Annotated in this window: 22 protein-coding genes; 12 read left to right on the top strand and 10 right to left on the bottom strand. The window is 64.9% G+C overall.

Annotated features, from left to right (window positions below; genetic code table 11):
* The first annotated feature begins 124 nt into the window (after positions 1-124).
* The 3 genes from IQ24_RS07565 to IQ24_RS07575 are packed head-to-tail and all read left to right on the top strand — an operon-like array spanning position 125 to position 2,341.
* On the top strand, positions 125-1,417 hold the full coding sequence (locus IQ24_RS07565; RefSeq protein ID WP_145397211.1) for an adenylosuccinate synthase: 1,293 nt from the start codon (positions 125-127) through the stop codon (positions 1,415-1,417).
* 58 nt (positions 1,418-1,475) lie between these two features.
* Positions 1,476-1,688, top strand: coding sequence for a DUF2842 domain-containing protein (locus IQ24_RS07570; RefSeq protein WP_145397212.1), 213 nt, complete (start codon positions 1,476-1,478; stop codon positions 1,686-1,688).
* A complete protein-coding gene (locus IQ24_RS07575; protein ID WP_145397213.1) occupies positions 1,685-2,341 on the top strand; it encodes a thiamine diphosphokinase in 657 nt (218 codons plus the stop codon). Before IQ24_RS07570 ends, IQ24_RS07575 begins: the two co-directional genes overlap by 4 nt.
* A 42-nt stretch (positions 2,342-2,383) precedes the next feature.
* On the opposite strand, the gene IQ24_RS07580 is transcribed toward IQ24_RS07575, so the two are convergent.
* Genes IQ24_RS07580 through IQ24_RS07590 form a run of 3 tightly spaced genes read right to left on the bottom strand, consistent with a single transcriptional unit; the run spans position 2,384 to position 6,073 of the window.
* On the bottom strand, positions 2,384-3,316 hold the full coding sequence (locus IQ24_RS07580; protein WP_145397214.1) for an ABC transporter permease: 933 nt from the start codon (positions 3,314-3,316) through the stop codon (positions 2,384-2,386).
* A complete protein-coding gene (locus IQ24_RS07585) occupies positions 3,309-4,316 on the bottom strand; it encodes an ABC transporter permease (protein ID WP_145397215.1) in 1,008 nt (335 codons plus the stop codon). The genes IQ24_RS07580 and IQ24_RS07585 overlap by 8 nt, the downstream gene beginning before the upstream one ends.
* A gap of 56 nt (positions 4,317-4,372) precedes the next feature.
* Entirely contained in the window at positions 4,373-6,073 is a 1,701-nt protein-coding gene (locus IQ24_RS07590; RefSeq protein WP_145397216.1) for a peptide ABC transporter substrate-binding protein, read from the bottom strand.
* 232 nt (positions 6,074-6,305) lie between these two features.
* Between IQ24_RS07590 and IQ24_RS07595 the strand changes: the two genes are divergently transcribed.
* From IQ24_RS07595 to IQ24_RS07605, 3 genes are read left to right on the top strand one after another with little or no spacing between them, the layout of a single operon-like run.
* Entirely contained in the window at positions 6,306-8,126 is a 1,821-nt protein-coding gene (locus IQ24_RS07595) for an ABC transporter ATP-binding protein (RefSeq protein WP_145397217.1), read from the top strand.
* A complete protein-coding gene (locus IQ24_RS07600; protein ID WP_145397218.1) occupies positions 8,127-9,476 on the top strand; it encodes an NAD(P)/FAD-dependent oxidoreductase in 1,350 nt (449 codons plus the stop codon).
* A gap of 51 nt (positions 9,477-9,527) precedes the next feature.
* Positions 9,528-10,694 carry a M20 aminoacylase family protein gene (locus IQ24_RS07605; RefSeq protein WP_145397219.1) on the top strand — a complete coding sequence of 389 codons (1,167 nt, stop codon included), beginning with the start codon at positions 9,528-9,530 and terminating at the stop codon, positions 10,692-10,694.
* Between the two features lie 98 nt (positions 10,695-10,792).
* On the opposite strand, the gene lpdA is transcribed toward IQ24_RS07605, so the two are convergent.
* The 4 genes from lpdA to queA are packed head-to-tail and all read right to left on the bottom strand — an operon-like array spanning position 10,793 to position 15,147.
* Entirely contained in the window at positions 10,793-12,184 is a 1,392-nt protein-coding gene (gene lpdA, locus IQ24_RS07610; protein WP_145397220.1) for a dihydrolipoyl dehydrogenase, read from the bottom strand.
* A gap of 44 nt (positions 12,185-12,228) precedes the next feature.
* Positions 12,229-12,798: a DUF924 family protein gene (locus tag IQ24_RS07615; protein WP_145397221.1), complete on the bottom strand. Its 570-nt coding sequence runs from the start codon at positions 12,796-12,798 to the stop codon at positions 12,229-12,231.
* A 38-nt stretch (positions 12,799-12,836) separates the two neighbouring features.
* The gene (locus IQ24_RS07620) at positions 12,837-14,090 is read right to left on the bottom strand and encodes an MFS transporter (protein WP_145397222.1); all 1,254 of its coding nucleotides are present in this window, start codon (positions 14,088-14,090) and stop codon (positions 12,837-12,839) included.
* Positions 14,091-14,097: 7 nt separating this feature from the next.
* Positions 14,098-15,147 (bottom strand): tRNA preQ1(34) S-adenosylmethionine ribosyltransferase-isomerase QueA, encoded by a 1,050-nt coding sequence (queA, locus tag IQ24_RS07625; RefSeq protein WP_145397223.1) that lies wholly within the window; start codon positions 15,145-15,147, stop codon positions 14,098-14,100.
* A gap of 118 nt (positions 15,148-15,265) precedes the next feature.
* Here queA and IQ24_RS07630 point away from each other — a divergent pair, with 118 nt between their 5' ends.
* Together IQ24_RS07630 and bfr are read left to right on the top strand one after the other, a co-directional pair.
* The gene (locus tag IQ24_RS07630; RefSeq protein WP_145397224.1) at positions 15,266-15,556 is read left to right on the top strand and encodes a (2Fe-2S)-binding protein; all 291 of its coding nucleotides are present in this window, start codon (positions 15,266-15,268) and stop codon (positions 15,554-15,556) included.
* Positions 15,504-15,989 (top strand): bacterioferritin, encoded by a 486-nt coding sequence (bfr, locus tag IQ24_RS07635; RefSeq protein ID WP_145397225.1) that lies wholly within the window; start codon positions 15,504-15,506, stop codon positions 15,987-15,989. Before IQ24_RS07630 ends, bfr begins: the two co-directional genes overlap by 53 nt.
* Before the next feature lie 72 nt (positions 15,990-16,061).
* Here the strand turns inward: bfr and IQ24_RS07640 are convergent, their stop codons facing one another.
* Positions 16,062-16,742 (bottom strand): HAD hydrolase-like protein, encoded by a 681-nt coding sequence (locus tag IQ24_RS07640; protein WP_145397226.1) that lies wholly within the window; start codon positions 16,740-16,742, stop codon positions 16,062-16,064.
* 108 nt (positions 16,743-16,850) lie between these two features.
* Here IQ24_RS07640 and glmU point away from each other — a divergent pair, with 108 nt between their 5' ends.
* The 3 genes from glmU to IQ24_RS07655 are packed head-to-tail and all read left to right on the top strand — an operon-like array spanning position 16,851 to position 20,744.
* A complete protein-coding gene (glmU, locus tag IQ24_RS07645) occupies positions 16,851-18,194 on the top strand; it encodes a bifunctional UDP-N-acetylglucosamine diphosphorylase/glucosamine-1-phosphate N-acetyltransferase GlmU (protein WP_145397227.1) in 1,344 nt (447 codons plus the stop codon).
* Positions 18,194-20,011, top strand: coding sequence for a glutamine--fructose-6-phosphate transaminase (isomerizing) (gene glmS, locus IQ24_RS07650; protein ID WP_145397228.1), 1,818 nt, complete (start codon positions 18,194-18,196; stop codon positions 20,009-20,011). Before glmU ends, glmS begins: the two co-directional genes overlap by 1 nt.
* A gap of 58 nt (positions 20,012-20,069) precedes the next feature.
* Positions 20,070-20,744, top strand: a complete 675-nt coding sequence (locus tag IQ24_RS07655; RefSeq protein ID WP_145397229.1) for a DNA alkylation repair protein — start codon at positions 20,070-20,072, stop codon at positions 20,742-20,744.
* On the opposite strand, the gene IQ24_RS07660 is transcribed toward IQ24_RS07655, so the two are convergent.
* On the bottom strand, positions 20,732-21,232 hold the full coding sequence (locus IQ24_RS07660; protein WP_145397230.1) for a hypothetical protein: 501 nt from the start codon (positions 21,230-21,232) through the stop codon (positions 20,732-20,734). The two genes, IQ24_RS07655 and IQ24_RS07660, sit on opposite strands and share 13 nt — an antisense overlap.
* Positions 21,233-21,349: 117 nt before the next feature.
* On the opposite strand from IQ24_RS07660, the gene moaA reads away from it, so the two are divergent.
* Entirely contained in the window at positions 21,350-22,357 is a 1,008-nt protein-coding gene (moaA, locus tag IQ24_RS07665) for a GTP 3',8-cyclase MoaA (RefSeq protein WP_145397231.1), read from the top strand.
* A gap of 12 nt (positions 22,358-22,369) precedes the next feature.
* Here the strand turns inward: moaA and IQ24_RS07670 are convergent, their stop codons facing one another.
* Entirely contained in the window at positions 22,370-22,723 is a 354-nt protein-coding gene (locus IQ24_RS07670) for a GFA family protein (protein WP_145397232.1), read from the bottom strand.
* Positions 22,724-22,769: the final 46 nt, after the last annotated feature.

A 22,769-nucleotide genomic window follows, 5' to 3' on the forward strand; every position in this document is an offset into this window, starting at 1 on the left:
TTTGAACCAAAGGGTTTTTCAGGATGCTTGCGTCGCAACGCGGCCATGCTGCCGAATGGGCTTTCCCCTAGGGGCACAGGTCATTATACCATGCGCGGCATTCATGACCGCAAAGGGGTAGAACATGGCCAACGTGGTGGTCGTCGGCGCGCAATGGGGCGACGAAGGCAAGGGCAAGATTGTGGACTGGCTTTCCGAACGCGCCGATGTGATCGCGCGCTTCCAGGGCGGTCATAACGCCGGTCACACGCTGGTCATCGGCGGTCAGGTCTTCAAGCTTTCGCTGCTGCCCTCGGGCATCGTGCGCAAGGGCAAGATGGCGGTGATCGGCAATGGCGTCGTGCTGGACCCCTGGTCGCTGTTCTCCGAGATCGACAAGCTGGCCGCCCAGGGCGTCGAGATCAGCCCCGAGAACCTGATGATCGCGGAAAACACCCCGCTGATCCTGCCGCTGCACCAGGACCTCGACCAGCTGCGCGAAGAGGCTGCGGGCAAGGCCAAGATCGGCACCACCGGTCGCGGCATCGGCCCTGCCTATGAGGACAAGGTTGGCCGCCGCACGATTCGCGTCGCCGATCTTGCCGATGAGGAAACGCTGGACGCGCGGCTGGACCGCCTGCTGGCCCATCACGACGCGCTGCGTCAGGGCTTGGGCGCGACGGCCGTCAACCGCGCCGAACTGCGCGCGAAGCTCCTGGAGATCGCGCCGAAGCTCCTGCAATACGCGCAGCCCGTCTGGAAGGTGATGAACGATTATCGCAAGTCGGGAAAGCGCATCCTCTTTGAAGGCGCGCAGGGCAGCCTGCTGGACATCGACTTCGGCACCTATCCCTATGTGACCAGCTCGACCACCATGTCGGGCATGGCCGCGACCGGCACCGGCCTTGGCCCAAGCGCCATCGGCTTCGTCCTGGGCATCGTCAAGGCCTACACCACCCGCGTCGGCGAAGGCCCCTTCCCGACCGAGCTTGAGGATGCCGACGGCCAGCGCCTGGGCGAGCGCGGACGTGAATTCGGCACCGTCACCGGCCGCAAGCGCCGCTGCGGCTGGTTCGACGCGGTTCTGGTCCGCCAGACCTGCGCCATCTCGGGCGTGAACGGCATCGCGCTGACCAAGCTTGACGTGCTGGACGGGTTCAAGACGCTGAAGATCTGCACCGGCTACGAAATCGACGGCACGCGCTATGACTACCTGCCGACGGCGGCTGCGCTGCAGGCTAAGGTGACGCCCATCTATGAAGAGATGGAAGGCTGGGAAGAATCGACCGAGGGCGCACGCTCCTGGGCCGATCTTCCGGCGGCGGCGATCAAATACGTCCGCCGCATCGAAGAGCTGATCCAGTGCCCGGTGGCGCTGCTCTCGACCAGCCCCGAGCGGGACGATACCATCCTCGTCACCGATCCCTTCGCGGATTGATCTGAACCGAAGGGCAGGGGCCTCGAGGCCCCGCCCGCCACCCGACCGGAGGACAGCCATGGATCTGAAGACAAGAAAGCGCTGGTCGCTGCTGATCCTGCTGATCGGGCTGCCGCTCTACATCATCGTGGCGGTGACGCTGGTGAACTGGATGGATGCCCGCTGGGGCCGCCAGCCCATCTATATCGAGGTGCTGGTCTATATCGCGCTTGGCGTGATCTGGGCGCTGCCCTGCCGCAAGATCTTCACCGGTATCGGCAAAGAAGAATGAGCGCGGCCCTGCGCAGCGCCACACCTGTCACCCTTGTCGGCGGCGGCCCTTTCGCCCCCCGCGATCTCGAAGACGCGCTCGCCCTGGCACCCACCCTCGCCGCAGCCGATGCAGGAGCCGATCAGGCGCTGGCCCTTGGCCGCATGCCACAGGCGGTCTTTGGCGATTTCGACAGCATCTCCCGCACCGCCCGCACCGCCATCCCGGCCGAGCGGCTGCACCGGATCGCCGAACAGGACAGCACCGATATCGAGAAAGCGCTGACACGGATCGACGCACCGCTGGTCCTCGGCGTAGGCTTCTCGGGCGGCAGACAAGACCATGTCCTCGCCGCGCTGAACGCGCTCGCGCGCCGGATCGGCCCGCCCTGCATCCTGCTCTCCGATCAGGACGTCATCACCCTCGCGCCCGCCCAGCTGAGCCTCGATCTGCCTCCAGACACCCGCCTTTCGCTCATGCCCATGGGCCCCGCCACGGGGCGCTCGACCGGTCTCGAATGGCCCATCGACGGACTCGACTTCGCCCCAGACGGCCGCATCGGCACCTCCAACCGCAGCACCGGCCCCGTCGAACTCAGCATCGAAGGCCCGATGCTCCTCATCCTGCCCAGACCGCAGCTTGCCCTGCTGGCGCAGTCCCTGCTCCGCGCCTGATTTCTTCGTTGCCCAAATACCCATTCGCCGAGGCGGCCACTCTCACCGCCCGCGAATGCGAGGATCCATCGCGTCCCGTAACCCGTCGCCGATGTAATTCACCGACAGCACTGCCAGCGAGATGAACATCCCCGGCAGGATGACGCGCCACGGGTACATCTGCATCTGATCGATCGCGTCGAACAGCAGCCGCCCCCAGGTCGGGAAATCGGGCGGAAAGCCAAGGCCCAGAAAGGACAGCGCGCTTTCGGTGATGATCGCGGTCGCAATCCCCAGCGTCGCCGCCACCATGATGGGAGAGATCACATTCGGCAGCACATGGCGCGTCAGCATGCGCAGTTCCGATGTGCCGATGGATTGCGCGGCGGTGATGAACTCGCGCTGTTTCAGCCCCAAGACGTCGCCGCGCACGATCCGCGCCGTCTGCATCCAGGAAGTCGCGCCGATGGCAATCACGATCAGCAGGAAGGTCCCGCCCGCCGGTCCCAGCGACTTGCCCAGCGGCTCGCGAAACAGCGTCACCATCAGCAGCAGAAGCGGCAGCAGCGGCAGCGCCAGAAACAGCTCGGTCACCCGCATCAGCGGCGCGTCCAGTCGGCGGAAATACCCCGAGAGCAACCCGATCAGGCTGCCCAGCGTCAGCGCAATGGCCATGGCGACCAGCCCCACTGAAAGCGAGATCCGCCCCCCCGCCATCATCCGGGCCAGCGTGTCCCGGCCCAGCTGGTCGGTTCCCAGCGGGTGCGCGGCGCTGAATCCCAGATTGCGGGCGCGGAAATCGACATAGGTCGGATCGATCCGCCAGATGAGCGGGCCGATGCCCACAAGCAGCAGGATCAGCACAAAGACCACCAGCCCGACCATGGCGCCGCGATGGGTGCGGAACTGTCGCCAGATCTCGCGCAACTGGCCACGGGAAGGGGGCAGGGGCTCAGGCACCAAAGGCAGGGGCGTGTTCGCGTTCAGCTCAGTCATAGCGGATCCTCGGGTCAAGGAAGCCGTAAAGCAGGTCGGCGATCAGCGTGAAGGTCACGATCAGGATCGCAAAGATGAAGGTCAGCGTCATCACCATGGGAATATCGTTCGAGTTGATCGCCAGGATCAGCAACTGGCCCAGACCGTTCACCTTGAAGACCTGCTCGGTGATGATCGCGCCGCCGAAGACGGTCGGCAGGCCAAGGGCGATGACCGTCACCACCGGGATCAGCGAGTTGCGCAGCACATGTTTCAGCACCACGACCTTCTCGGACAGGCCCTTGGCGCGGGCCGTGCGCACATAGTCCTGCCGCAGATTGTCCAGCATCGAGGCACGCATGAAGCGGCTGATCTGGGCGGCGTTGTAAAGCGCCAGCACGGTGACCGGCATCACCATCTGCCGCACCTGCACCACGAAGCTGTCCCAATCGGTCACCCGATGGGTCGTGTCATAGATCGAGGGGAACCATTGCAGCTTGATCCCGAAGACGATGATCAGCACCACGCCGGTAAAGAAGGTCGGCAGCGAAAACCCCACCATCGAGATGAAGGTGCCGATCTGATCGAACCATGAATATTGCCGATAGGCCGAGATGATGCCGATGGGCAGCGCGATCATCACGCCGATCACATAGGACATTCCGACGACCGTCAGCGTCTGCGGCAGGCGTTGGGCGATCACGTCGAAGGCCGGGCTGCGGGTCTGGAAGCTGATGATCCGCTGCATCCCCTGACTGAAGGAGGTGCCGAAGATCTGGTCGAACCAGTGCAGAGGCTCGACCCAGAAGAACTGTTTGAGCCACAGGAAATAGCGGATGTACCACTCTTGCCCCAGGCCAAGCGCCTCGCGCATCTTCTCGCGCACCTCGGGCGGGACGGTCAGGGGCACGTCACCCAGAGGGTCGCCGGGCGAGGCCTCCAGCAACAGAAAGATCACCAATGAGATGAAGATCAGCGTGGGAATGGCCAAAAGAATCCGGCGCAGGACGAAATTCAGCATTTCACCTCCGTATCTGATGACCGCCCCGGGTGGGGCGGCCTTCGGTCAGGCCCGGATCACTTGATGCGGAACCAGTCGGCGGTGTTGGCCAGCTCGGAATCCCAGGCCCCCATGTCGACGCCGCCCAGCGTCACCGACTTGGCCGAGAAACGCCCCCGCGCGATCAGCGGCAGGATCGACATGCTGTCCTTGGTCAGCATGTCATTCAACCGCTTGGCAATGTCGCCCCGCGCGGGCTGCTCGGCGGTCTTGCCCAGTTCCGCGACCAGCTTGTCATATTCGGGATCGCAGAAGCGGTTGATGTTTTCGCCCTGCCACTGGGTTTCGGGGCTGGGCATCTTGGCGCAGACGCGTTGCGCCAGATAGGGCTCGGGGTCGGTGCCGTCGAAGTTGTTCGCGTACATTTCGACATCGGCATAGAAGTGCTGGAACGTATCCGGAGAGCCCGCGTCACCGCCGAAAAAGACCGAGGCGTCGATGGTCTTCAGCTCGGTCTCGACGCCGATGTCCTGCCACCACTGCTTGATCAGCGCCTGAAAATCCTGACGGATCGGGTTGATCGGCGATTGATAGACCAGCTTCAGGCGCCGCCCGTCCTTTTCGCGGATGCCATCACCGCCGACCACCCAGCCTGCCTCATCCAGAAGCGCTTTCGCGCCCTCGACATCCTGCGCCAGACAGCCGGTGTTGTCCGAGGCGAAGGCCTCGGGCGCGGGGACGAGGTTGCAGGTGGGCTTGCCGGCCTCGCCATAGCCGATCTCGTTCAGCATGCCGCGGTCGATCGCCATCGACAGTGCCCGGCGGACGCGTTCGTCAGACAGGATAGGGTTCGGGTGTTTCGCGGTCGACCGCTCGCCCTCGGGCTGGTCAGAGGAGCCGTCGGTCATGTTCAGCTCCAGCCGCTCGACCAGCGTGCCGAAGGCGGCCAGCGTCTCGCCCTTGCCGGCGGATTTCATCTGCGCCAGCACGTCGGGGGCGACCTGCGTGTTCCAGGCATAGTCGAACTCGCCCGTTTCAAGGACCGAGCGCGCGGCCGCTGCCGCATCGCCCCCGCCCTTGATCATCGCGGTTGCGAAAGCGGGCTTGGCCGGATCGCGGTAGTTGGGGTTGGCCTCGAAGGTCACCACGTCATTGGTGCGGAATTCCTTGACCACCCAGGGGCCAGTGCCGATGGGGCCGAAATTCTGCTCGGTGCAAGTTGAGGCGGCGGCCCCCGTGCAGGCCTCGAACTGCGCCTTTTGCAATACCGGCGATTGCGACCCGGTGAAGGCGGTGAAGGGGTTCGGGCGCGGCTCCTTGAAGTGGATGGTGATGGTCAGATCGTCCGGCGTCTCGATCTTCTCGACGCCCTCATAGCGCGCCAGCTGCGCGCAGCCGCCATCGGGGTTCATGCAGTAATCGGCGGTGAATTTCACATCTGCCGAGGTCACGGGCGAGCCATCGGACCATTTCAGATCGGGCTTCAGCTTCCAGGTGATCGACTTCAGATCTTCGGCGATGCCGCCGTTTTCGCGGCTGGGCACCTCGGCGGCCAGCTTCGGAATGACATTCCCGGCGGTATCGAACCCGGCCAGCGGCTCCAGCACCATCGAGGCGGATTCGGTGTCCTTGGTGCCTGCGGACAGATAGGGGTTCAGCGTCGAGGGCGCCTGCCAATAGATGATGTTCAGCTGCCCGTCGGTTCCACGTTCGGCCATGGCGGCGGGGGCCATCACGGAAAGGGCAGCGGCGCCCAGCATCAGTCGTTTCATTCGCATAATATGCTCCTGTTGGGTGATGTCGCACGGCAGCGGGGCGCCAGATCTGGATCGTTTCGGGTAGGGGCCTCTCGCGTTCGTCGGATCGGGGTCATCGCGCCCCTTGCCTGAAGTGTCCGACAGGAGCGGGCCAAAAAGCAAGAAACAACTTTGACCTGAAATTCTGTTGCAATGATCTGAACCGCGACTAGCCTTGATAAAGCATGCGATGCCGCAATCAGGGGAATGCCCGATGCTGGATTCACGACCGCTTGTGATGATCGACGGGTTGCGCGTCGTGTTTCAGACCAATGACGGGCCGGTGGTGGGGGTCAGCGAGGTCTCGTTCGACATCGCGCCGGGGGAATGCGTCTGTGTGGTGGGCGAATCCGGCTCGGGGAAATCGGTCAGCTCTCTGGCGCTGATGCGGCTGGTTGAATTCGGCGGCGGTGAGATCGCGAATGGCAAGCTGCTGTTCAAACGCGATGAGGGCATGGTCGATCTGGCGCGAGAGCCGGGGCGGGTCATGCGCGACATTCGCGGCAATGAGATCGCGATGATCTTTCAGGAACCGATGACCGCGTTGAACCCGGTCTTCACCATCGAGGACCAGCTGACCGAGGGGCTGATCACCCATCGCGGCCTCTCGCGCGCCGATGCCCGCAAGCGTGTGCTGCATCTTCTGCGGCAGGTCCGCATCCCCGAGCCCGAGCGGCGGCTGCGCCAGTACCCGCATGAGCTGTCGGGCGGCATGCGCCAGCGCGTGATGATCGCCATGGCCATGGCCTGCAAACCCCGGCTGCTCATCTGCGATGAGCCGACGACCGCGCTGGATGTGACCATCCAGGCCGAGATCCTGGCGCTGATCGACCGCCTGAAGCAGGAAACCGGCATGGCGGTCCTGTTCATCACCCATGACATGGCCGTCGTCGCGCAGATGGCCGACCGCGTTGTGGTCATGTACCGGGGCGAGAAGGTCGAGGAGGGGCCGGTCACCCAGATTTTTGAGAACCCGCAGGCCGAATACACCCGCGCGCTGCTGGCCGCCGTTCCCCGTCTGGGAGAGATGACCGGCAAGGACGCGCCCGAGCCGATGCAGCTGATGCGCGAAGGCCAGGTCTCCGAGCCCCGGCCGGTTGTGGCGCGCGATCCGAAGCCGCTGCTGAGCGTGCGCAATCTCTGCACCCGGTTCGACGTGCAGGGCGGGTTGCTGCGCCGCACCGTGGCGCGGGTGCATGCGGTCGAGGATGTCAGCTTCACCGTCAACGCGGGCGAGACGCTGGCGCTGGTCGGCGAATCCGGCTGCGGCAAGTCGACGACGGGCCGGTCGATCCTGCGGCTGGTCGAGCCCAGTTCGGGGCAGGTCATTCTGGACGGCACCGATGTGCTGGCGCTGTCCCCGGCGCAGTTGCGGCGCGCACGGCGCGATATGCAGATGATTTTTCAGGACCCGTTCGCCAGTCTGGACCCGCATATGCGGCTGCTCGATCAGGTCGAAGAGCCGATGCTGAACTATGGCATCGGCAGCAAATCCGAGCGCCGGGACCGGGTGGCGATGCTGTTCGACCGCGTCCATCTGCCCCGCAGCTTCATGGCGCGCTATCCGCATGAGATGTCGGGCGGGCAGCGCCAGCGAATCGCCATTGCCCGCGCGCTGGCGCTGAACCCGAAGCTGCTGGTGGCGGATGAGGCGGTGTCGGCGCTGGATGTCTCGGTTCAGGCGCAGGTCCTGAACCTGCTGATGGAGTTGCAGCAGGATCTGGGCATCTCGATGCTGTTCATCAGCCATGACATGGCGGTGGTCGAGCGCATCAGCCATCAGGTCGCGGTGATGTATCTGGGCCGGATCGTCGAGATCGGGTCCCGGCGTCAGGTCTTTGAAAACCCCAGCCACAGCTATACCCGCCAGTTGATGGCCGCCGTTCCGGTGGCCGATCCCCGGCAGAAGAAATCGGAATCCGACCTGCCCATGCGCCCCGTTCCTTCCCCCATTCATCCGGTCGACTACCGACCCGCCCCCTCGATCTATCGAGAGATCGCGCCGGGGCATCTGGTGCTAGAGGGCGAGGGCTAGATGGCGGCGCAGAGCGGCGGGCCGATCTCGGCCTATGATCCCGCGCGGTTTGTTGGCGAACTGCCCGATGCGGTCGATGTCGTGGTGATTGGTGGCGGCATCGCCGGGGTGATGAGCGCGCTTTATCTGGCGCAGGCAGGGCAGCGCGTGCTGCTTTGCGAAAAGGGACGTGTCGCGGCCGAGCAAAGCTCTCGTAACTGGGGATGGGTGCGTCAGCAGGGTCGCGACCCGGCGGAACTGCCGATCATGGTCGAGGCGATGGGGCTGTGGCAGGGGTTGGCCCAGCAGTTGGGCGAGGCGGTCTCGCTGCGCCGGACGGGGACGACCTATCTGGCGCGCTCGGACCAGCAGATGCAGAATTATGAGGCCTGGCTGCCCCATGCGCGGGCGAACGGCCTCGACACGCGGCTGCTGAGCCGCGCCGAGCTTGAGGCGATGCTGCCGAACAGCGCGGGCTGGCTGGGCGGGATGGTGACGCCCTCGGACGCGCGGGCAGAGCCCTGGACCGCCGTGCCCGCCATTGCCGCGCTGGCGGCCGATGCGGGTGTGATGATCCGCGAAGACTGCGCCGTGCGTTGCCTGCAGGTGACAAATGGCCGCGTCAGCGGGGTCGAGACCGAGCATGGTCCGGTACGCGCTTCGCAGGTGCTGCTGGCGGGCGGGGCCTGGTCATCGCTATTCGCGCGGAATGCAGGGGTCTCGATCCCGCAGCTTTCGGTTCGCGCCACAGTTGCCGCGACTGAGGAGCTGCCTGAGTTCTGGGCCGGACAGGCGGCGGATGACAACTTCGCCTTTCGGCGGCGCATGGACGGCGGCTATACGCTGGCGCCGGGCAGCGTGCATGATTTCTGGATCGGGCCGGATGCCTTCCGGCATCTGCGCCTTTATGCGCCGCAGATCCGCCGCGACCTGTCGCATACCCGCATCCGCCCCTTCGCACCCGCCCATTACCCCGACGCATGGGGGACGCCCCGGCGCTGGCGCGGGGATGAGGTCTCGCCCTTCGAGCGGATGCGCGTGCTGGATCCGCCCGCGAATGAAGGGTTCGTCGAACGGCTGCGCGATGATTTTGCGGCGGCTTTCCCTGCGCTGGGGCGTCCGGCGATCCGTCGCATCTGGGCCGGGATGATCGACACCATGCCCGATCAGGTGCCGGTGCTGGATGAAAGCGGGGTGCCGGGCTTTTTCATCGCCACCGGCCTTTCGGGCCATGGCTTCGGTATCGGGCCGGGGATCGGGCGGGTGATGGCCGATATGATGCTGGGCAGGCCCGTGGGGCATGACCTGCACCGCTTCCGGCTGTCGCGGTTCAGCGATGGTTCCCCGATCGAGCTGGGGCCCACGCTCTAGCCCTTGCAACGGTGGGGCAAACGCGCCAGCGTGGAGGCGAAGGAGATCGTCATGCCCGTCAAGAACCGCTTTGCCGAATTGCTGCCCGAAATCACCGCCTGGCGACGTGATTTTCATGAGCACCCGGAACTGATGTACGAGGTCCATCGGACCGCCGGACGCGTGGCCGAGCTGCTGCGCGAATTCGGCGTGGATGAGGTGACCGAGGGCGTGGGCCGGACCGGCGTCGTGGGCGTGATCCGGGGCAAGACCGACTCGAAGGGCCGGGTGATCGGCTTGCGGGCCGATATGGATGCACTGCCGATCCGCGAGCTGACGGGGGTCGAATATGCCTCGAAAACGGCGGGGGTCATGCATGCCTGCGGCCATGATGGCCATACCGCCATGCTGCTGGGCGCGGCGAAATATCTGGCCGAGACGCGCAATTTTGACGGCACCGCCATCGTCATCTTCCAGCCCGCCGAGGAAGGCGGGGCAGGGGGGCTGGCGATGATCGAGGACGGGCTGGTCGACCGCTGGGGCATTCAGGAATTCTATGGCATGCACAATATGCCTGGCATTCCGACGGGCCAGTTCGCCATCCGCGAGGGCGCGATGATGGCGGCGGCCGATCAGTTCGACATCGTGGTGACGGGCAAGGGCGGGCATGCGGCCAAGCCCCATGACGGGATCGATACGGCGCTGGTCTCGGCCCAGATCATCGTGGCGCTGCAGTCCATCGTCTCGCGCAATATCGATCCGCTGAAGAATGCGGTGGTCTCGGTCTGTGTGATCGAGACGGATTCGACCGCGCATAATGTCATCCCGCATGTGGTCAAGCTGAAGGGCACGGCGCGCAGTCTGGATGTCGATGTCCGCGCCCAGCTGGAAGAAGGGATCGCGCGCGTCGCCCATGGGATCGCGGCGGCCTATGGCGCGACCGCCGAGGTGGATTTCGAGCGTGGCTATCCGGTGACGGTGAATGACGTCGATGCCACGCAATATGCAGCTGAGGTGGCGCGGCAGGTGGCGGGCGACGTCGATCTGGGCGTGGACCCGATGATGGGTGGCGAGGATTTCAGCTATATGCTGGAGGCGCGGCCCGGCGCGTACATTTTCGTCGGCAATGGCGACACCGAGATGGTCCATCACCCGGGCTATAATTTCGACGACAATGCTATTCCGGCGGGCTCGAGCTGGTATGCGGGCATGGTTGAGGCGCGGATGCCGGCGGCCTGACGAGACTGTGCGAAGAAGCCGGGGGCTTTGCGCCCCCGGACCCCCGCAGGATATTTCAGCATGAAAGAAGAAGGGGGCCCGTTGGCCCCCTGTCGCGTTCAGAAGTGGATGGCGCGGCCATAGGCCGAGAGGACCGATTCGTGCATCATCTCGCTGAGCGTCGGGTGCGGGAAGACGGTCTCCATCAGCTCGGCCTCGGTCGTTTCCAGCGTGCGGCCGACGACATAGCCCTGGATCAGCTCGGTCACCTCGGCGCCGACCATATGCGCGCCCAGAAGCTCGCCCGTCTTGGCGTCGAAGACGGTTTTCACCAGACCTTCGGGTTCGCCCAGAGCGATGGCCTTGCCATTGCCGATGAAGGGGAAGCGGCCGACCTTGACCTCATAGCCCGCGGCCTTGGCCTTTTCCTCGGTCAGGCCGACGGAGGCGACTTGCGGGTTGCAATAGGTGCAGCCGGGGATCGAGTTCGGCTTGATCGGATGCGGCTTCTGACCGGCGATCAGTTCGGCGACCATGACGCCTTCGTGGCTGGCCTTGTGCGCGAGCCAGGGCGCGCCCGCGACATCGCCGATGGCATAGAGGCCGGGCACGCCCGTGCCGCAATATTCGTCGGTGACGACATGGGTGCGGTCGATCTTGACGCCCAGCTTCTCGAGCCCGAGGTTTTCGACATTGCCAACAATGCCCACGGCCGAGATGACGGTGTCAAACTCATGGGTTTCGGTCTTGCCGCCGATCTCGATATGGGCGGTGACCTTGTTTCCGGCGCGGTCGAGCTTCTTGACCGCTGCCTTTTCCATGATCTTCATGCCCTGCTTGACGAATTGCTTCTTGGCGAGTGCCGAGATTTCGGCATCCTCGACCGGAAGCACGCGGTCCATGACCTCGACCACGGTGGTCTCGGCGCCGAGCGTGTTGAAGAAGCTGGCGAATTCGATGCCGATGGCGCCCGAGCCGATGACCAGAAGCTTCTTCGGCATATGCGGCGGGTTCAGCGCGTGCTTGTAGTTCCACACCAGCTTGCCATCGGGTTCTAGCCCCGGCAGTTCGCGGGCGCGGGCCCCGGTTGCGACGACGATGGCCTTGCCGGTGACTTCCTCGGTGCCCTTGTCGGTCTTGACCGAGATCTTGCCGGGCGCGGTCAGGGTCGCGTCGCCCATGATCACCGTGACCTTGTTCTTCTTCAGCAGATGGCCGACGCCGCCTGCGAGCTGTTTGGCGACGCCGCGCGAACGCTGGACGACCGCCGGAAGGTCATAGCCGATCTTGTCGGCGGAGAGGCCGAATTCCTTGGCGCGGTGCATCAGGTGGAAGACCTCGGCCGAGCGCAGCAGGGCCTTGGTGGGGATGCAGCCCCAGTTCAGGCAGATGCCGCCCAGGTGCTCGCGCTCGATCACGGCGACCTTGAGCCCCAGCTGAGCGCCCCGGATCGCGCAGACATATCCGCCAGGGCCGGAGCCGATTACCACCATATCGAACGTCTGAGCCATCGGGCACTCCCTACCGAAAATATAGTTGAGCGTTAAATCATTTTTTACAGGGCATCAAGCGACAGCTTGCCGGAAACGATGGCGCCGTAGCCGCCTGCCTGCATGACCTGATCCTCGGCGGGCGAGGGCGCGCGGGCCAAAGCCTTGTTCCGCCATGGGAAACGGCCGAATTTGGCGATGGTGTCGCGATGCGCCTTGGCGTGGACAAGGCTTTCGCCCGGCATGAATTCGCTGAAAAGCTCGACCGCGCGGTTCTGATCAGCGAGGTCTTCAGAGTGTTCGAAGGGCAGATAGAAGAACTGGCGCGCGGGTTCGGGCGTGGCCAGATCGAATCCGTTGGCGATAGCCAGATCGGCGATGCGGCGCGCCAGCGGGTCGGTCGCGAAGGCGCGCGGGTCGTCGCGGAACATGTTGCGTGGGAACTGGTCGGTCAGGATCAGCGCGGCCAGAGCGCCTTCGCGGGTGCCGGACCATTCGGCAGCGAATTCCTCGGCCTTCTCCCAGGTGGGCAGGAAGCGCTGGCGGATGGTGGCGTCAAGCGCGTCGGATTGTTCGTACCAGCCCTTCGGGCCCACTTCGTCCAGCCAGAAGTGGTTGATGTCGTCGGGGGTCATGGCTTCTCCTGATCATTCGTCCGGCAAGGGCGGTGCGATCAGCCCTTGGCCGCATCGGCGGGCGGATCGTCATTGCCAGCATTGACCAGCGCGACCTCGACGGCAAGTGGGCTCGCGGTGGGCGAGATGACCGCGAAGCTTTGATCGACGCTGGGGGTCGGGCGCCGCGTGCGCCGCCAGGCGGCGTAAAGCGCCAGCAGCAGAAGAAGTGAGCCGATATAGAGCCAGAAGCCATCCGGCCCGATCAGCGACATGAGCCAACCGGTGATCAGCGGCCCCGCCATTGCGCCGACGCCGTTGATGAACAAAAGTCCCGCCGAGGCTGCCGCCATGTCAGAGGTGTCGAGGAAGTCGTTCGTATAGGCCAGCAGCAGCGAATAGACCGGGTTTGCGACGCCGCCGACCAGTGCGGCCGTCAGCAGCAGCCCCCAGATGTTGGGCTGCAGGGCGATGGCCAGCGCGCTGACCACGGCGCCGAAGGCCGCAAGCCCAAGGACGATCAACCGGCGATCAGAGTGGTCCGAGAGCCAGCCGATCGGGTATTGGATCACCAGCCCGCCGAAATAGATGGCGGCGACGAAGGCCGATATCTCGGTCACCGACATGCCCCGGATCGCGCCCCAGACCGAGGCCATGCCGAAGAGCGCCGAAAACACGCCCCCCATCATGAAGATCCCCACGCAGCCCAGCGGCGAAACGCGGAAGAGGCGCGCGAAGCTCATCGGTTTGATGGTCGAGAATGAGGGCGCGGGCTGGGTCGACAGCAGGATCGGCAGGAAGGCCACGCTGACCAGCACCGAGGGGATGACGAAGAGCAAAATCCCCGCCGGGTCGGCGGTGTTCATCAGCAGCTGGGCGGTGATGATCCCCAGCATCTGCACGATCATATAGGCCGAAAGCGCCTGTCCCCGCGTCTCATTCGAGGCGCTGGCGTTCAGCCAGCTTTCCGAGGTGATGTAGACGCCCGAGAAGCAAAAGCCGATCAGCAGGCGCATGAAGGACCAGGCGATCCAGTGGGGCGCCACCGCATAGAGGATCAGCAGGGACGAGATGGTCGTGCCAAGCGCCGCAAAGACTCGCACATGGCCAACCTTCTGGATCATGCCCGGCACGATGCGAGAGCCCAGCAGGAAGCCGCAGAAATAGGCCGCCATGACGACCGACATCTGGGTGGTGCTGATGCCCTCGATGGCACCGCGGATGCCCAGCAGCGTGCCCTGCATGCCGTTGCCGACCATCAGAAGAAGAATGCCCAGAAGCAGCGGCCATGTCGTGCGAAGGACGGTCAGCATGAAACACCTAGGGAATCAGAAGAGAGGCATCACCATAACTGAAGAATCGATAGCCGGAATCAACGGCATGGCGATAGATGTCGCGAATTTGATCTTGGCCCATCAGCGCGCTGACCAGCATCAGCAGGGTCGATTTCGGCAGATGGAAGTTCGTCATCAGCCCGTCCGTGACGCGGAAGCGATAGCCGGGATAGATGAAGATCTGCGTGGTGTCGCGGAAAGGGTGGACGATGCCATCCTCGGAGGCGGCTGATTCGATCAGCCGCAGCGCTGTGGTGCCGACCGGAATGACCCGCCCGCCCGAGGCGCGGGTCTGGTTGATCAGGCGGGCCGCCTCCTCGGTGATCTCGCCCCATTCGGCGTGCATCTTGTGGGTAGTCACATCCTCGACCTTGACCGGCAGGAAGGTGCCCGCGCCGACATGCAGCGTCACATGGACGAATTGCACGCCCCGGGCTTTCAGCTTCTCCAGCAGGTCGGCATCAAAATGCAGGCTGGCGGTCGGCGCGGCGACCGCGCCGCTGTTGCGGGCCCAGACGGTCTGGTAATCGGTGCGGTCGGCCTCATCGGGCGCGCGCAGCGCGGCGATATAGGGCGGCAGCGGCATGGCACCGACTTCCGAAAGTGCGCGTTCGAACCCTTCGCCCGACTGGTCGAAGCGCAGGGTCAGTTCGGCGTCGCCGATCCGGGTGACTTCGGCCGACAGCGCCTCGCCAAAGCGGACGGTCTCGCCCGGCTTCAGCTTGCGCAGGGGCTTGGCGAGGGCGCGCCAGTCGCCTTCGGGCGTGGGCTCCAGCAGGGTGATCTCGATTCGCGCGACGGCCTCGCCCTGCGGGGTCATGCGGCTGCGGGTGCCGCTGAGGCGGGCAGGGATGACCCGGGTGTCGTTCAGGACCAGCAGGTCGCCCGGACCAAGAAGATCAACAAGATCATGTACATGTAGATCGCGCATGCCGCCACTTTGCGCCAGCAGCAACCGGGCCGAGCTGCGCGGACGGGCCGGGCGGGTGGCGATCAGCCCCTCGGGCAGGTCGAAATCGAAATCGTCAAGTTTCATGCGCAAGCTTCTGTCCCTCGGCGTCTGCTGCGTCAAGCGGCGCTGATTTCTAAGCGAATTACTCAGCTTTACTTCTCGGACTGAAATGCTAAGGTATCTGCGAAACCGGGGTGCATCCATGATCGTCTGCCACTGTCTTCAAATTACTGATCACGACATCAGAGCGGCGATTGACTGGATGCGCGCGTCCGATGCGGAAACCATCATCACACCGGGCAAGGTCTATCGGGCGCTGGGCAAGCGCGCCGATTGTGGTGGTTGCATGCCGTTGTTTCTGGACACCATGCGTGGGTGCGATAATCTGGCGGTCCCTCCGGTACTTAGGGGGCTGAGATCCACAAGCATGGGGGACGCAAATGAAGGGCGACGCCAAGGTCATCGACTATCTGAACGCCGCACTGCGGTCTGAACTGACGGCTGTCAGCCAGTATTGGTTGCACTATCGCTTGCAGGAAGACTGGGGTTTCGGGCGTATCGCGGACAAGTCGCGTGCCGAATCGATCGAGGAAATGCACCACGCGGATCGTCTGATCCAGCGAATCATCTTCCTTGAAGGCCATCCGAACCTGCAGAAGCTTGATCCGCTGCGCATCGGCCAGAACCTCAAGGAAACGCTCGAGGCCGATCTGGCCGCCGAATATGACGCGCGCACGCTGTATATCGAGGCACGCGAGCATTGCGAGAAAGTCGGCGACTATGTCAGCAAGGACCTGTTCGAAGCGCTGATCGCCGATGAGGAAGGCCATATCGACTTCCTCGAAACGCAGCTGCAGCTGCAGGAAACGATCGGCGACAAGAATTACGGTCAGCTCAACGCCAAGCCGGCGAACGAGGCCGAGTAAGGCAACAGACCGTCCGCAACCCTGTTGCGGCAGCAGAGGCCCCCGCCGCGGGGGCCTTTTGCGTTTCCGGGCTCAGGCGTCGCAGAGCCACCGGGCCGCCAGCGCGGGCAGGTGGTCGTAATGGGGCAGCATGGCTTCGGGCGTCAGGCGCGACAGGCCCTCGCCCTCGGGGCCAAACGCCACCAGCGCGACCCGCACCCCCGCCGCCGTGGCGGTCTTGCGGTCGGTGTCGGTGTCACCGACCAGAAAGCTTTGCGCGACCGTGCCGCCCGCCCGCTCGACCGCAGCGACATAGGGGCGGGGGTCGGGCTTGCGCACCGGCAGCGTATCGGCGCCCACCAGCGCGGCAAAACGGTGGCGGATGCCCAGTTGCTGCAGCAATTCCTCGGCCAGCGCCTGCGGCTTGTTGGTGCAGACCGACAGGATGTGACCATCGGCGGCCAGCTGCTCCAATGCACCCTCGGTGCCGGGATAAAGGACGGTATGGCGCGCGATATTGGCGGCGTAATGGTCCAGCAGGCGGCCGTAATCCTCATCCTCGGCGCCGGGGGGCAGCAGCATGTCGCCCGACATGCGCGCATAGCCCGCGCGCAGCATGGCGCGCCCGCCGTGAAAGGCAATCAGCGCGTCAGCGACCGGATCCAGCAGCTCACCCATGCCGCGATCGACCAGGCAGGCATTCGCCGCCGCGATCAGATCGGCCGAGGTATCGGCCAGCGTTCCATCCAGATCAAAGACCACCGTTCCGGGCATTTTGTAACCTTCCGTCAAGATGTGTGAACTTGCGGGGTCTTTCCCCGATCCGCAAGCCTAGCTAGAACGCCCGCAAGATATAATGAACAAGCAAAAACCGAGGCAGGCATGTCCGAGACCCCCGTCGCACTGATCGTCCTGGCTGCCGGGCAGGGCAGCAGGATGCAATCCGACCTGCCGAAGGTCCTGCACCGCCTGGGCGGCGTGCCGCTGGTCGGGCATGCGCTGGCCGCAGGCCGCAGGCTGGATCCGGCGCAGGTGATCGTCGTCGCCGGGCATGGGGCGGAAAGCGTCAGCGCTGCTGTCGCGAAGCTTGATCCCGAAGCGCAGATCGCGCTCCAGCCCGAGCAGCTGGGCACCGGTCACGCCGTCGCGCAGGCCCTGCCCCTGATCGAGGGGTTCGAGGGCCGCGTGATCGTGCTTTACGGCGACACCCCCTTCATTGGCGAGGACACTCTGACCGCGCTGGCCGATCACCCCGCCGATGTGATCGTGCTGGGCTTCGAGGCTGCCGACCCCGGCCGCTACGGGCGTCTGGTGACCGGCCCCGAGGGGCTGGAGCGGATCGTCGAATACAAGGACGCCGATGAGGCAACGCGGGCCATCCGGCTGGTGAACTCGGGCGTGCTGGCGGCCGATGCCGCGCTGCTGCGCCGCTTCGTGGCCCAGCTTGGGAATGACAATGCTGCGGGCGAATATTACCTGACCGACGTGCCGGGGCTGGCCCGTGCCGCAGGTCACCGCGTCGAGGTCGTGACCTGCGACGAGGCCGAGACGCTGGGCATCAACACCCGCACCGAACTGTCCGAGGCCGAGGCGCTGTTCCAGACCCGCGCCCGCCAACGCGCGCTTGAGGATGGCGTCACCATGTCCGACCCCGCGACCGTCTGGTTTGCGCTGGACACCGTTATCGGTCGGGATGCGATCATTGGCCAGAATGTCGTTTTCGGACCCGGCGTGACCGTGGAAAGCGGGGCCGAGATCCTGCCCTTCTGCCATCTGGAAGGCTGCCATGTCAGCTCGGGCGCGACGGTCGGCCCCTTCGCCCGCCTGCGTCCCGGTGCGGAACTGGGTGGCGACGTGCATGTCGGCAACTTCGTCGAGATCAAGAACTCGGTACTGGATGAGGGCGTGAAGGTCGGCCACCTGACCTATCTGGGCGATGCCGAGATCGGCAAGGCCACCAACATCGGCGCGGGCACCGTTACCTGCAACTATGACGGCGTCAGCAAGCATCGCACCCGGATCGGGGCGAATGCCTTCATCGGCTCGGACACGATGCTGGTCGCACCGGTCAGCGTGGGGGCGCGGGCGATGACGGGCTCGGGCTCGGTCATCACGATGGATGTGCCGGATGACGCGCTGGCGCTTGGTCGCGCGCCACAGGTCAACAAGCCCGGTCTTGCGACGCGATTGATGGAGGCGTTGCGCCTCAGAAAGGGAAAAGCCTGATGTGCGGGATCATTGGAATTCTGGGTAGCCACGAGGTCTCGCCGCAGCTGGTCGAGGCGCTGAAGCGGCTGGAATATCGGGGCTATGACAGCGCTGGTGTGGCGACGGTCGATGCCAAAGGCAATCTGGGCCGCCGTCGCGCCGTGGGCAAGCTGGTGAACCTGTCGGACCGGCTGGTGCATGAGCCGCTGACCGGGCACACCGGCATCGGCCACACCCGCTGGGCCACGCATGGCGCGGCGACCGAAACCAACGCCCACCCGCATCAGCGAGGGCCGGTGGCCGTCGTGCACAACGGCATCATCGAGAATTTCCGCGAGCTGCGGGAAGAGGTCATCGCCCTTGGCATGACGCCGGAATCGCAGACCGATACCGAGACGGTCGCCCTGCTGACCGCGCATTACATCGCGAATGGCGCTTCACCTGTTGAGGCCGCGCGCAAGACGCTGAAGCGCCTGCAGGGAGCCTTCGCGCTGGCCTTCCTCTTTGATGGCGAGGACGATCTGATGATCGCCGCGCGCCGTGGCAGCCCGCTGGCCGTGGGTCATGGCGAGGGCGAGATGTTCATCGGCTCGGACGCCGTGGCCCTTTCGCCCTTCACCGACCGGATCACCTATCTGGAAGATGGCGACCACGCGATCCTGACCCGCGCGGGCGCGCGCATCTTTGACGCGCAGGACCGCCCGGTCGAGCGTGCGACCGCGCAGATCGACGTCGGCGCGACCCAGATCGACAAGGGCGGCCATCGCCACTTCATGGCGAAAGAGATCGCGGAACAACCGGTTGTTTTGGGCGATGCCCTGAACCACTATATCAAGGAAGGCCGCATCGTCCTTCCCGAGGCGCTGGACTTTTCTCAGGTCGACCGTCTGACGCTGGTGGCCTGCGGCACGGCCTATTACGCCGCCCATGTCGCGCGCTATTGGTTCGAAAGCCTTGCTGGCCTGCCCTGCGATCTGGATGTGGCCTCCGAGTTCCGCTATCGCGAGCCGCCGCTGTCGCCCAAAAGCTGGGCCTTGTTCGTCAGCCAGTCGGGCGAGACTGCCGATACGCTGGCCGCGCTGCATTATGCGCGCGGCAAGGTGGCGCGGACCATTGGCGTGGTAAACGTGGGCACCTCGGCCATTGCGCGGGACGCCGATATCGCGCTTCCGACGCTGGCGGGGATCGAAGTGGGCGTGGCCTCCTCGAAGGCCTTCACCTGTCAGTTGGCGGTTCTGGCCGTGCTGGCGCTGAAGGCCGCGCATGATCGCGGCCGGATCGACGACCAGCAGCTGCGCGCCCATCTGGAGGATCTGCGCAGCCTGCCGGGCCTGCTCAATCAGGTGCTGGGGGTCAGCGATGAATGCCGCCGCTTGGCTGATTGGCTGAGCGAGGCGCAGGACGTTCTGTTTCTTGGGCGCGGAGCATTCTATCCCATCGCGCTGGAGGGCGCGCTGAAGCTGAAGGAGCTGAGCTATATCCACGCCGAAGGCTATGCCTCGGGCGAGCTCAAGCACGGGCCCATCGCGCTGATCGACCGGAACGTGCCGGTGGTCGTGGTCGCGCCGAATGACGCGCTGTTCGAAAAGACCATCTCGAACATGCAGGAGGTCATGGCGCGGCTGGGGCAGGTGCTGCTGATCTCGGACGCGGCGGGGATCCTGGCCGGGGGCGAGGGCGTGCGTGCGACCCTGACCATGCCCAGCGGTGGCGGCGTCTTCGCGCCCATTCTTTACGCCGTTCCGATGCAGTTTCTGGCCTATCACACGGCGGTCGCCAAAGGCACTGATGTCGACCAGCCGCGCAATCTGGCGAAATCGGTCACGGTCGAGTAGGGGCGCTGCCCCATCGCGGCAAGCCGCGATTCCCCGGGGTATTTGGGACACGGAGAAGATGCGGGAACTGGACGAGTTGAAGGCGCTTGGCGATGAGGCCAAGGCGGTCGAGATGGCGGCCTATCACAAGGTGGGGCGCGAATATCTGGGCGTCTCGGTGCCGGTGATTGACGGGCTGGCGCGCGAATGGCGTGAGGGGCGTGACCTTGAGGCGCGTCTGGCACTGGCGGATGCGCTTTGGGGCAGTGATGTTCATGAGGCGCGCATTGCTGCTGCTAAGCTGTTGACGCAGGCGCGCATTCGTCCGGATGAGGGGGCGTGGCGGCTGATCGCGTCCTGGGTGCCGCAGTTTGATGGCTGGGCGATTGCCGATCATGTGATGAATGCCGGTCAGCGTCGGCTGTTGGCCGAGCCATCGCGTCTGGACGAGGTCGAGGGCTGGCTGGATCACGAGTCGTTCTGGGTGCGTCGGGCTGCCCTGGTGGGCACGCTGCCCTGGACACATATCCGCAATCCCAAGGCGGAGGATCTGGCGCGGACCGACCGCATTCTGGGCTGGCTGGAGCGGCTGGCCGATGATCGGCAATGGTTCATCCAGAAGGCCATCGGCTGGTGGCTGCGCGAGCTTTCGAAGCACGATGGCGACCGGGTGCAGGGCTGGATGGCGCTGCATGGCGAAAGGCTGAAGCCCTTCGCCCGCAAGGAGGCGCTGCGGCGCGCTCAGCCGCGATAGACCTCGATCGTTGGCAGGTCGGTCAGGCTGACGCCGATCAGTTGCAGTGCCGGCAGTGAGACCTGACTGCCGCCGCTGGCCGGTCCTGCCAGCGGGATCAGCCGCACCTTGGCCGATTTGCCATTCGCGGGATTGACGATGCGGCCATCCGCCTCGGCCGAGACCAGCGGGGTCTTGACCCAGAAGCCCGGCTGCGTCGGGTCGCCAAGCGAGGCGACGGTATTGCCCAGCTTTTGCTGCTGGGTCGCGGGGGCTGACGCGGCCGCTGTCCGCTGTTGTTGCGTCGTGGTGTTCAGCTCGGCCGCGGTGCGCGCGGTGGGGCGGGGAACGGCGGCGGTCGTGGCGGTTGACGCCGTCGCGCCTTCGGTCGTGACGGTGGCAGCCTCTGTCCGGGGGGGCGATTCGGGCGTCTTCGAGGTCAGGTTGCTGCAGGCGGCAATCGCCAGCACCGGCAGGCAAAGGGCGATCCGGGTAAGGGGCGCGGACATGGTGACCTCATCTGTTTGCGTTGGCGAAAGGCTAACCGCGCCGAATGTGGCATGTCCACCCGATGGTTCGAATGCAATTCGCTTGTAGGCTTGATAGGCGGTGCCTATCTTTCACGCATGAGCAGCATCGCGCCCCTGATTGACCCCTTTGCCCGACCGATCACCTATTTGCGGGTCTCGGTCACCGATCGCTGCGATTTTCGCTGCACCTATTGCATGGCCGAGCATATGCAGTTCCTGCCCAAGCGCGACCTGCTGACGCTGGAGGAGCTGGACCGGCTCTGCTCGACCTTCGTCGGTCTGGGTGTGCGCAAGCTGCGCATCACGGGCGGAGAACCGCTGGTGCGCCGCGACATCATGAGCTTTTTCCGTTCGGTCTCGCGCCATCTGGGGCAGGGGCTGGATGAGCTGACGGTGACCACGAACGGCAGCCAGCTGGCGCGCTATGCGCAGGAACTGGCCGATTGTGGCGTGCGGCGCATCAACGTGTCGCTGGACACGCTGGATGAGGACAAGTTCGCTGCGATCACTCGCTGGGGGCGTCTGCCGCAGGTGATGGAGGGGCTGAAGGCCGCCAAAGCTGCCGGGCTGCGCGTCAAGATCAACACCGTCGCGCTGAAGGGCTTCAACGAAGAAGAGCTTTTCCGCCTGACCGACTGGTGCGCCGCCGAGGGCCACGACCTGACCTTCATCGAGGTCATGCCGATGGGCGAGATCGGCGGCGAGGAGCGTCTGGATCAATATTGGGCGCTGTCGGATCTGCGCGCCCGGCTTGAGGAACGGCTGAGCCTGACGCCTCTGGCCGAACGCACCGGCGGCCCCGCCCGCTATGCCCGCGTCGAGGAGACGGGGCAGAAGATCGGCTTCATCACGCCGCTGACGCATAATTTCTGCGAAAGCTGCAACCGCGTGCGGGTGACCTGCACGGGGGAGTTGTTCATGTGTCTGGGGCAGGAGGATCGGGCCGATCTGCGCGCGCCTCTGCGGGCCAGCGACAGCGATGAACCGCTGCGTGACGCCATTCGCGAGGCGATCACCCGCAAGCCGAAAGGCCATGATTTCGACTATTCCCGCCAGAATGTGGCGGGCAAGGTCAGCCGCTTCATGAGCCACACGGGCGGCTGACGACCTGCAAGATCAGGCGCTGGCGCCGTCGACCGCCTGGCTGTTGAGGCTGCGGGGATTGACGCCCTCAAGACAGTTCACGTTGACCGCCACCATCTCCATCCCGTCGGGGCCGATGCCGCGCGCATAGGATTCGATGCCGCAGGTGGGGCAGAACAGATGATGGATGACCATCTTGTTGAACAGGTATTCAGACACCGGACCGTCTTTGATCAGGTGAAAATCCTCGCGCGGGACGAAGGTCAGCACCGCACCGATGCGCTGACAGCGTGAGCAGTTGCAGGTGAAGGTGTGGTCGAGGTCTGCCTCGGTCTCATAGGTGACGCTGCCGCATTGGCAGCCGCCGGAGTAATGTTGCTTGGCCATATCCGCCTCATTGGTTACCTGCCTGATCGTTTCGCAACGAAAGACC

This window comes from Paracoccus sulfuroxidans (genome assembly GCF_007830335.1).
GTDB classification, from domain to species: Bacteria; Pseudomonadota; Alphaproteobacteria; order Rhodobacterales; family Rhodobacteraceae; genus Paracoccus; species Paracoccus sulfuroxidans.

What these genes read in the sequence shown, in the direction of transcription:
- IQ24_RS07565 (WP_145397211.1), top strand. Translation starts at nt 125, where the DNA reads ATGGCCAACGTGGTGGTCGTCGGCGCGCAATGGGGCGACGAAGGCAAG.
- IQ24_RS07570 (WP_145397212.1), top strand. Translation starts at nt 1,476, where the DNA reads ATGGATCTGAAGACAAGAAAGCGCTGGTCGCTGCTGATCCTGCTGATC.
- IQ24_RS07575 (WP_145397213.1), top strand. Translation starts at nt 1,685, where the DNA reads ATGAGCGCGGCCCTGCGCAGCGCCACACCTGTCACCCTTGTCGGCGGC.
- IQ24_RS07580 (WP_145397214.1), bottom strand. Translation starts at nt 3,316, where the DNA reads ATGACTGAGCTGAACGCGAACACGCCCCTGCCTTTGGTGCCTGAGCCC.
- IQ24_RS07585 (WP_145397215.1), bottom strand. Translation starts at nt 4,316, where the DNA reads ATGCTGAATTTCGTCCTGCGCCGGATTCTTTTGGCCATTCCCACGCTG.
- IQ24_RS07590 (WP_145397216.1), bottom strand. Translation starts at nt 6,073, where the DNA reads ATGCGAATGAAACGACTGATGCTGGGCGCCGCTGCCCTTTCCGTGATG.
- IQ24_RS07595 (WP_145397217.1), top strand. Translation starts at nt 6,306, where the DNA reads ATGCTGGATTCACGACCGCTTGTGATGATCGACGGGTTGCGCGTCGTG.
- IQ24_RS07600 (WP_145397218.1), top strand. Translation starts at nt 8,127, where the DNA reads ATGGCGGCGCAGAGCGGCGGGCCGATCTCGGCCTATGATCCCGCGCGG.
- IQ24_RS07605 (WP_145397219.1), top strand. Translation starts at nt 9,528, where the DNA reads ATGCCCGTCAAGAACCGCTTTGCCGAATTGCTGCCCGAAATCACCGCC.
- lpdA (WP_145397220.1), bottom strand. Translation starts at nt 12,184, where the DNA reads ATGGCTCAGACGTTCGATATGGTGGTAATCGGCTCCGGCCCTGGCGGA.
- IQ24_RS07615 (WP_145397221.1), bottom strand. Translation starts at nt 12,798, where the DNA reads ATGACCCCCGACGACATCAACCACTTCTGGCTGGACGAAGTGGGCCCG.
- IQ24_RS07620 (WP_145397222.1), bottom strand. Translation starts at nt 14,090, where the DNA reads ATGCTGACCGTCCTTCGCACGACATGGCCGCTGCTTCTGGGCATTCTT.
- queA (WP_145397223.1), bottom strand. Translation starts at nt 15,147, where the DNA reads ATGAAACTTGACGATTTCGATTTCGACCTGCCCGAGGGGCTGATCGCC.
- IQ24_RS07630 (WP_145397224.1), top strand. Translation starts at nt 15,266, where the DNA reads ATGATCGTCTGCCACTGTCTTCAAATTACTGATCACGACATCAGAGCG.
- bfr (WP_145397225.1), top strand. Translation starts at nt 15,504, where the DNA reads ATGAAGGGCGACGCCAAGGTCATCGACTATCTGAACGCCGCACTGCGG.
- IQ24_RS07640 (WP_145397226.1), bottom strand. Translation starts at nt 16,742, where the DNA reads ATGCCCGGAACGGTGGTCTTTGATCTGGATGGAACGCTGGCCGATACC.
- glmU (WP_145397227.1), top strand. Translation starts at nt 16,851, where the DNA reads ATGTCCGAGACCCCCGTCGCACTGATCGTCCTGGCTGCCGGGCAGGGC.
- glmS (WP_145397228.1), top strand. Translation starts at nt 18,194, where the DNA reads ATGTGCGGGATCATTGGAATTCTGGGTAGCCACGAGGTCTCGCCGCAG.
- IQ24_RS07655 (WP_145397229.1), top strand. Translation starts at nt 20,070, where the DNA reads ATGCGGGAACTGGACGAGTTGAAGGCGCTTGGCGATGAGGCCAAGGCG.
- IQ24_RS07660 (WP_145397230.1), bottom strand. Translation starts at nt 21,232, where the DNA reads ATGTCCGCGCCCCTTACCCGGATCGCCCTTTGCCTGCCGGTGCTGGCG.
- moaA (WP_145397231.1), top strand. Translation starts at nt 21,350, where the DNA reads ATGAGCAGCATCGCGCCCCTGATTGACCCCTTTGCCCGACCGATCACC.
- IQ24_RS07670 (WP_145397232.1), bottom strand. Translation starts at nt 22,723, where the DNA reads ATGGCCAAGCAACATTACTCCGGCGGCTGCCAATGCGGCAGCGTCACC.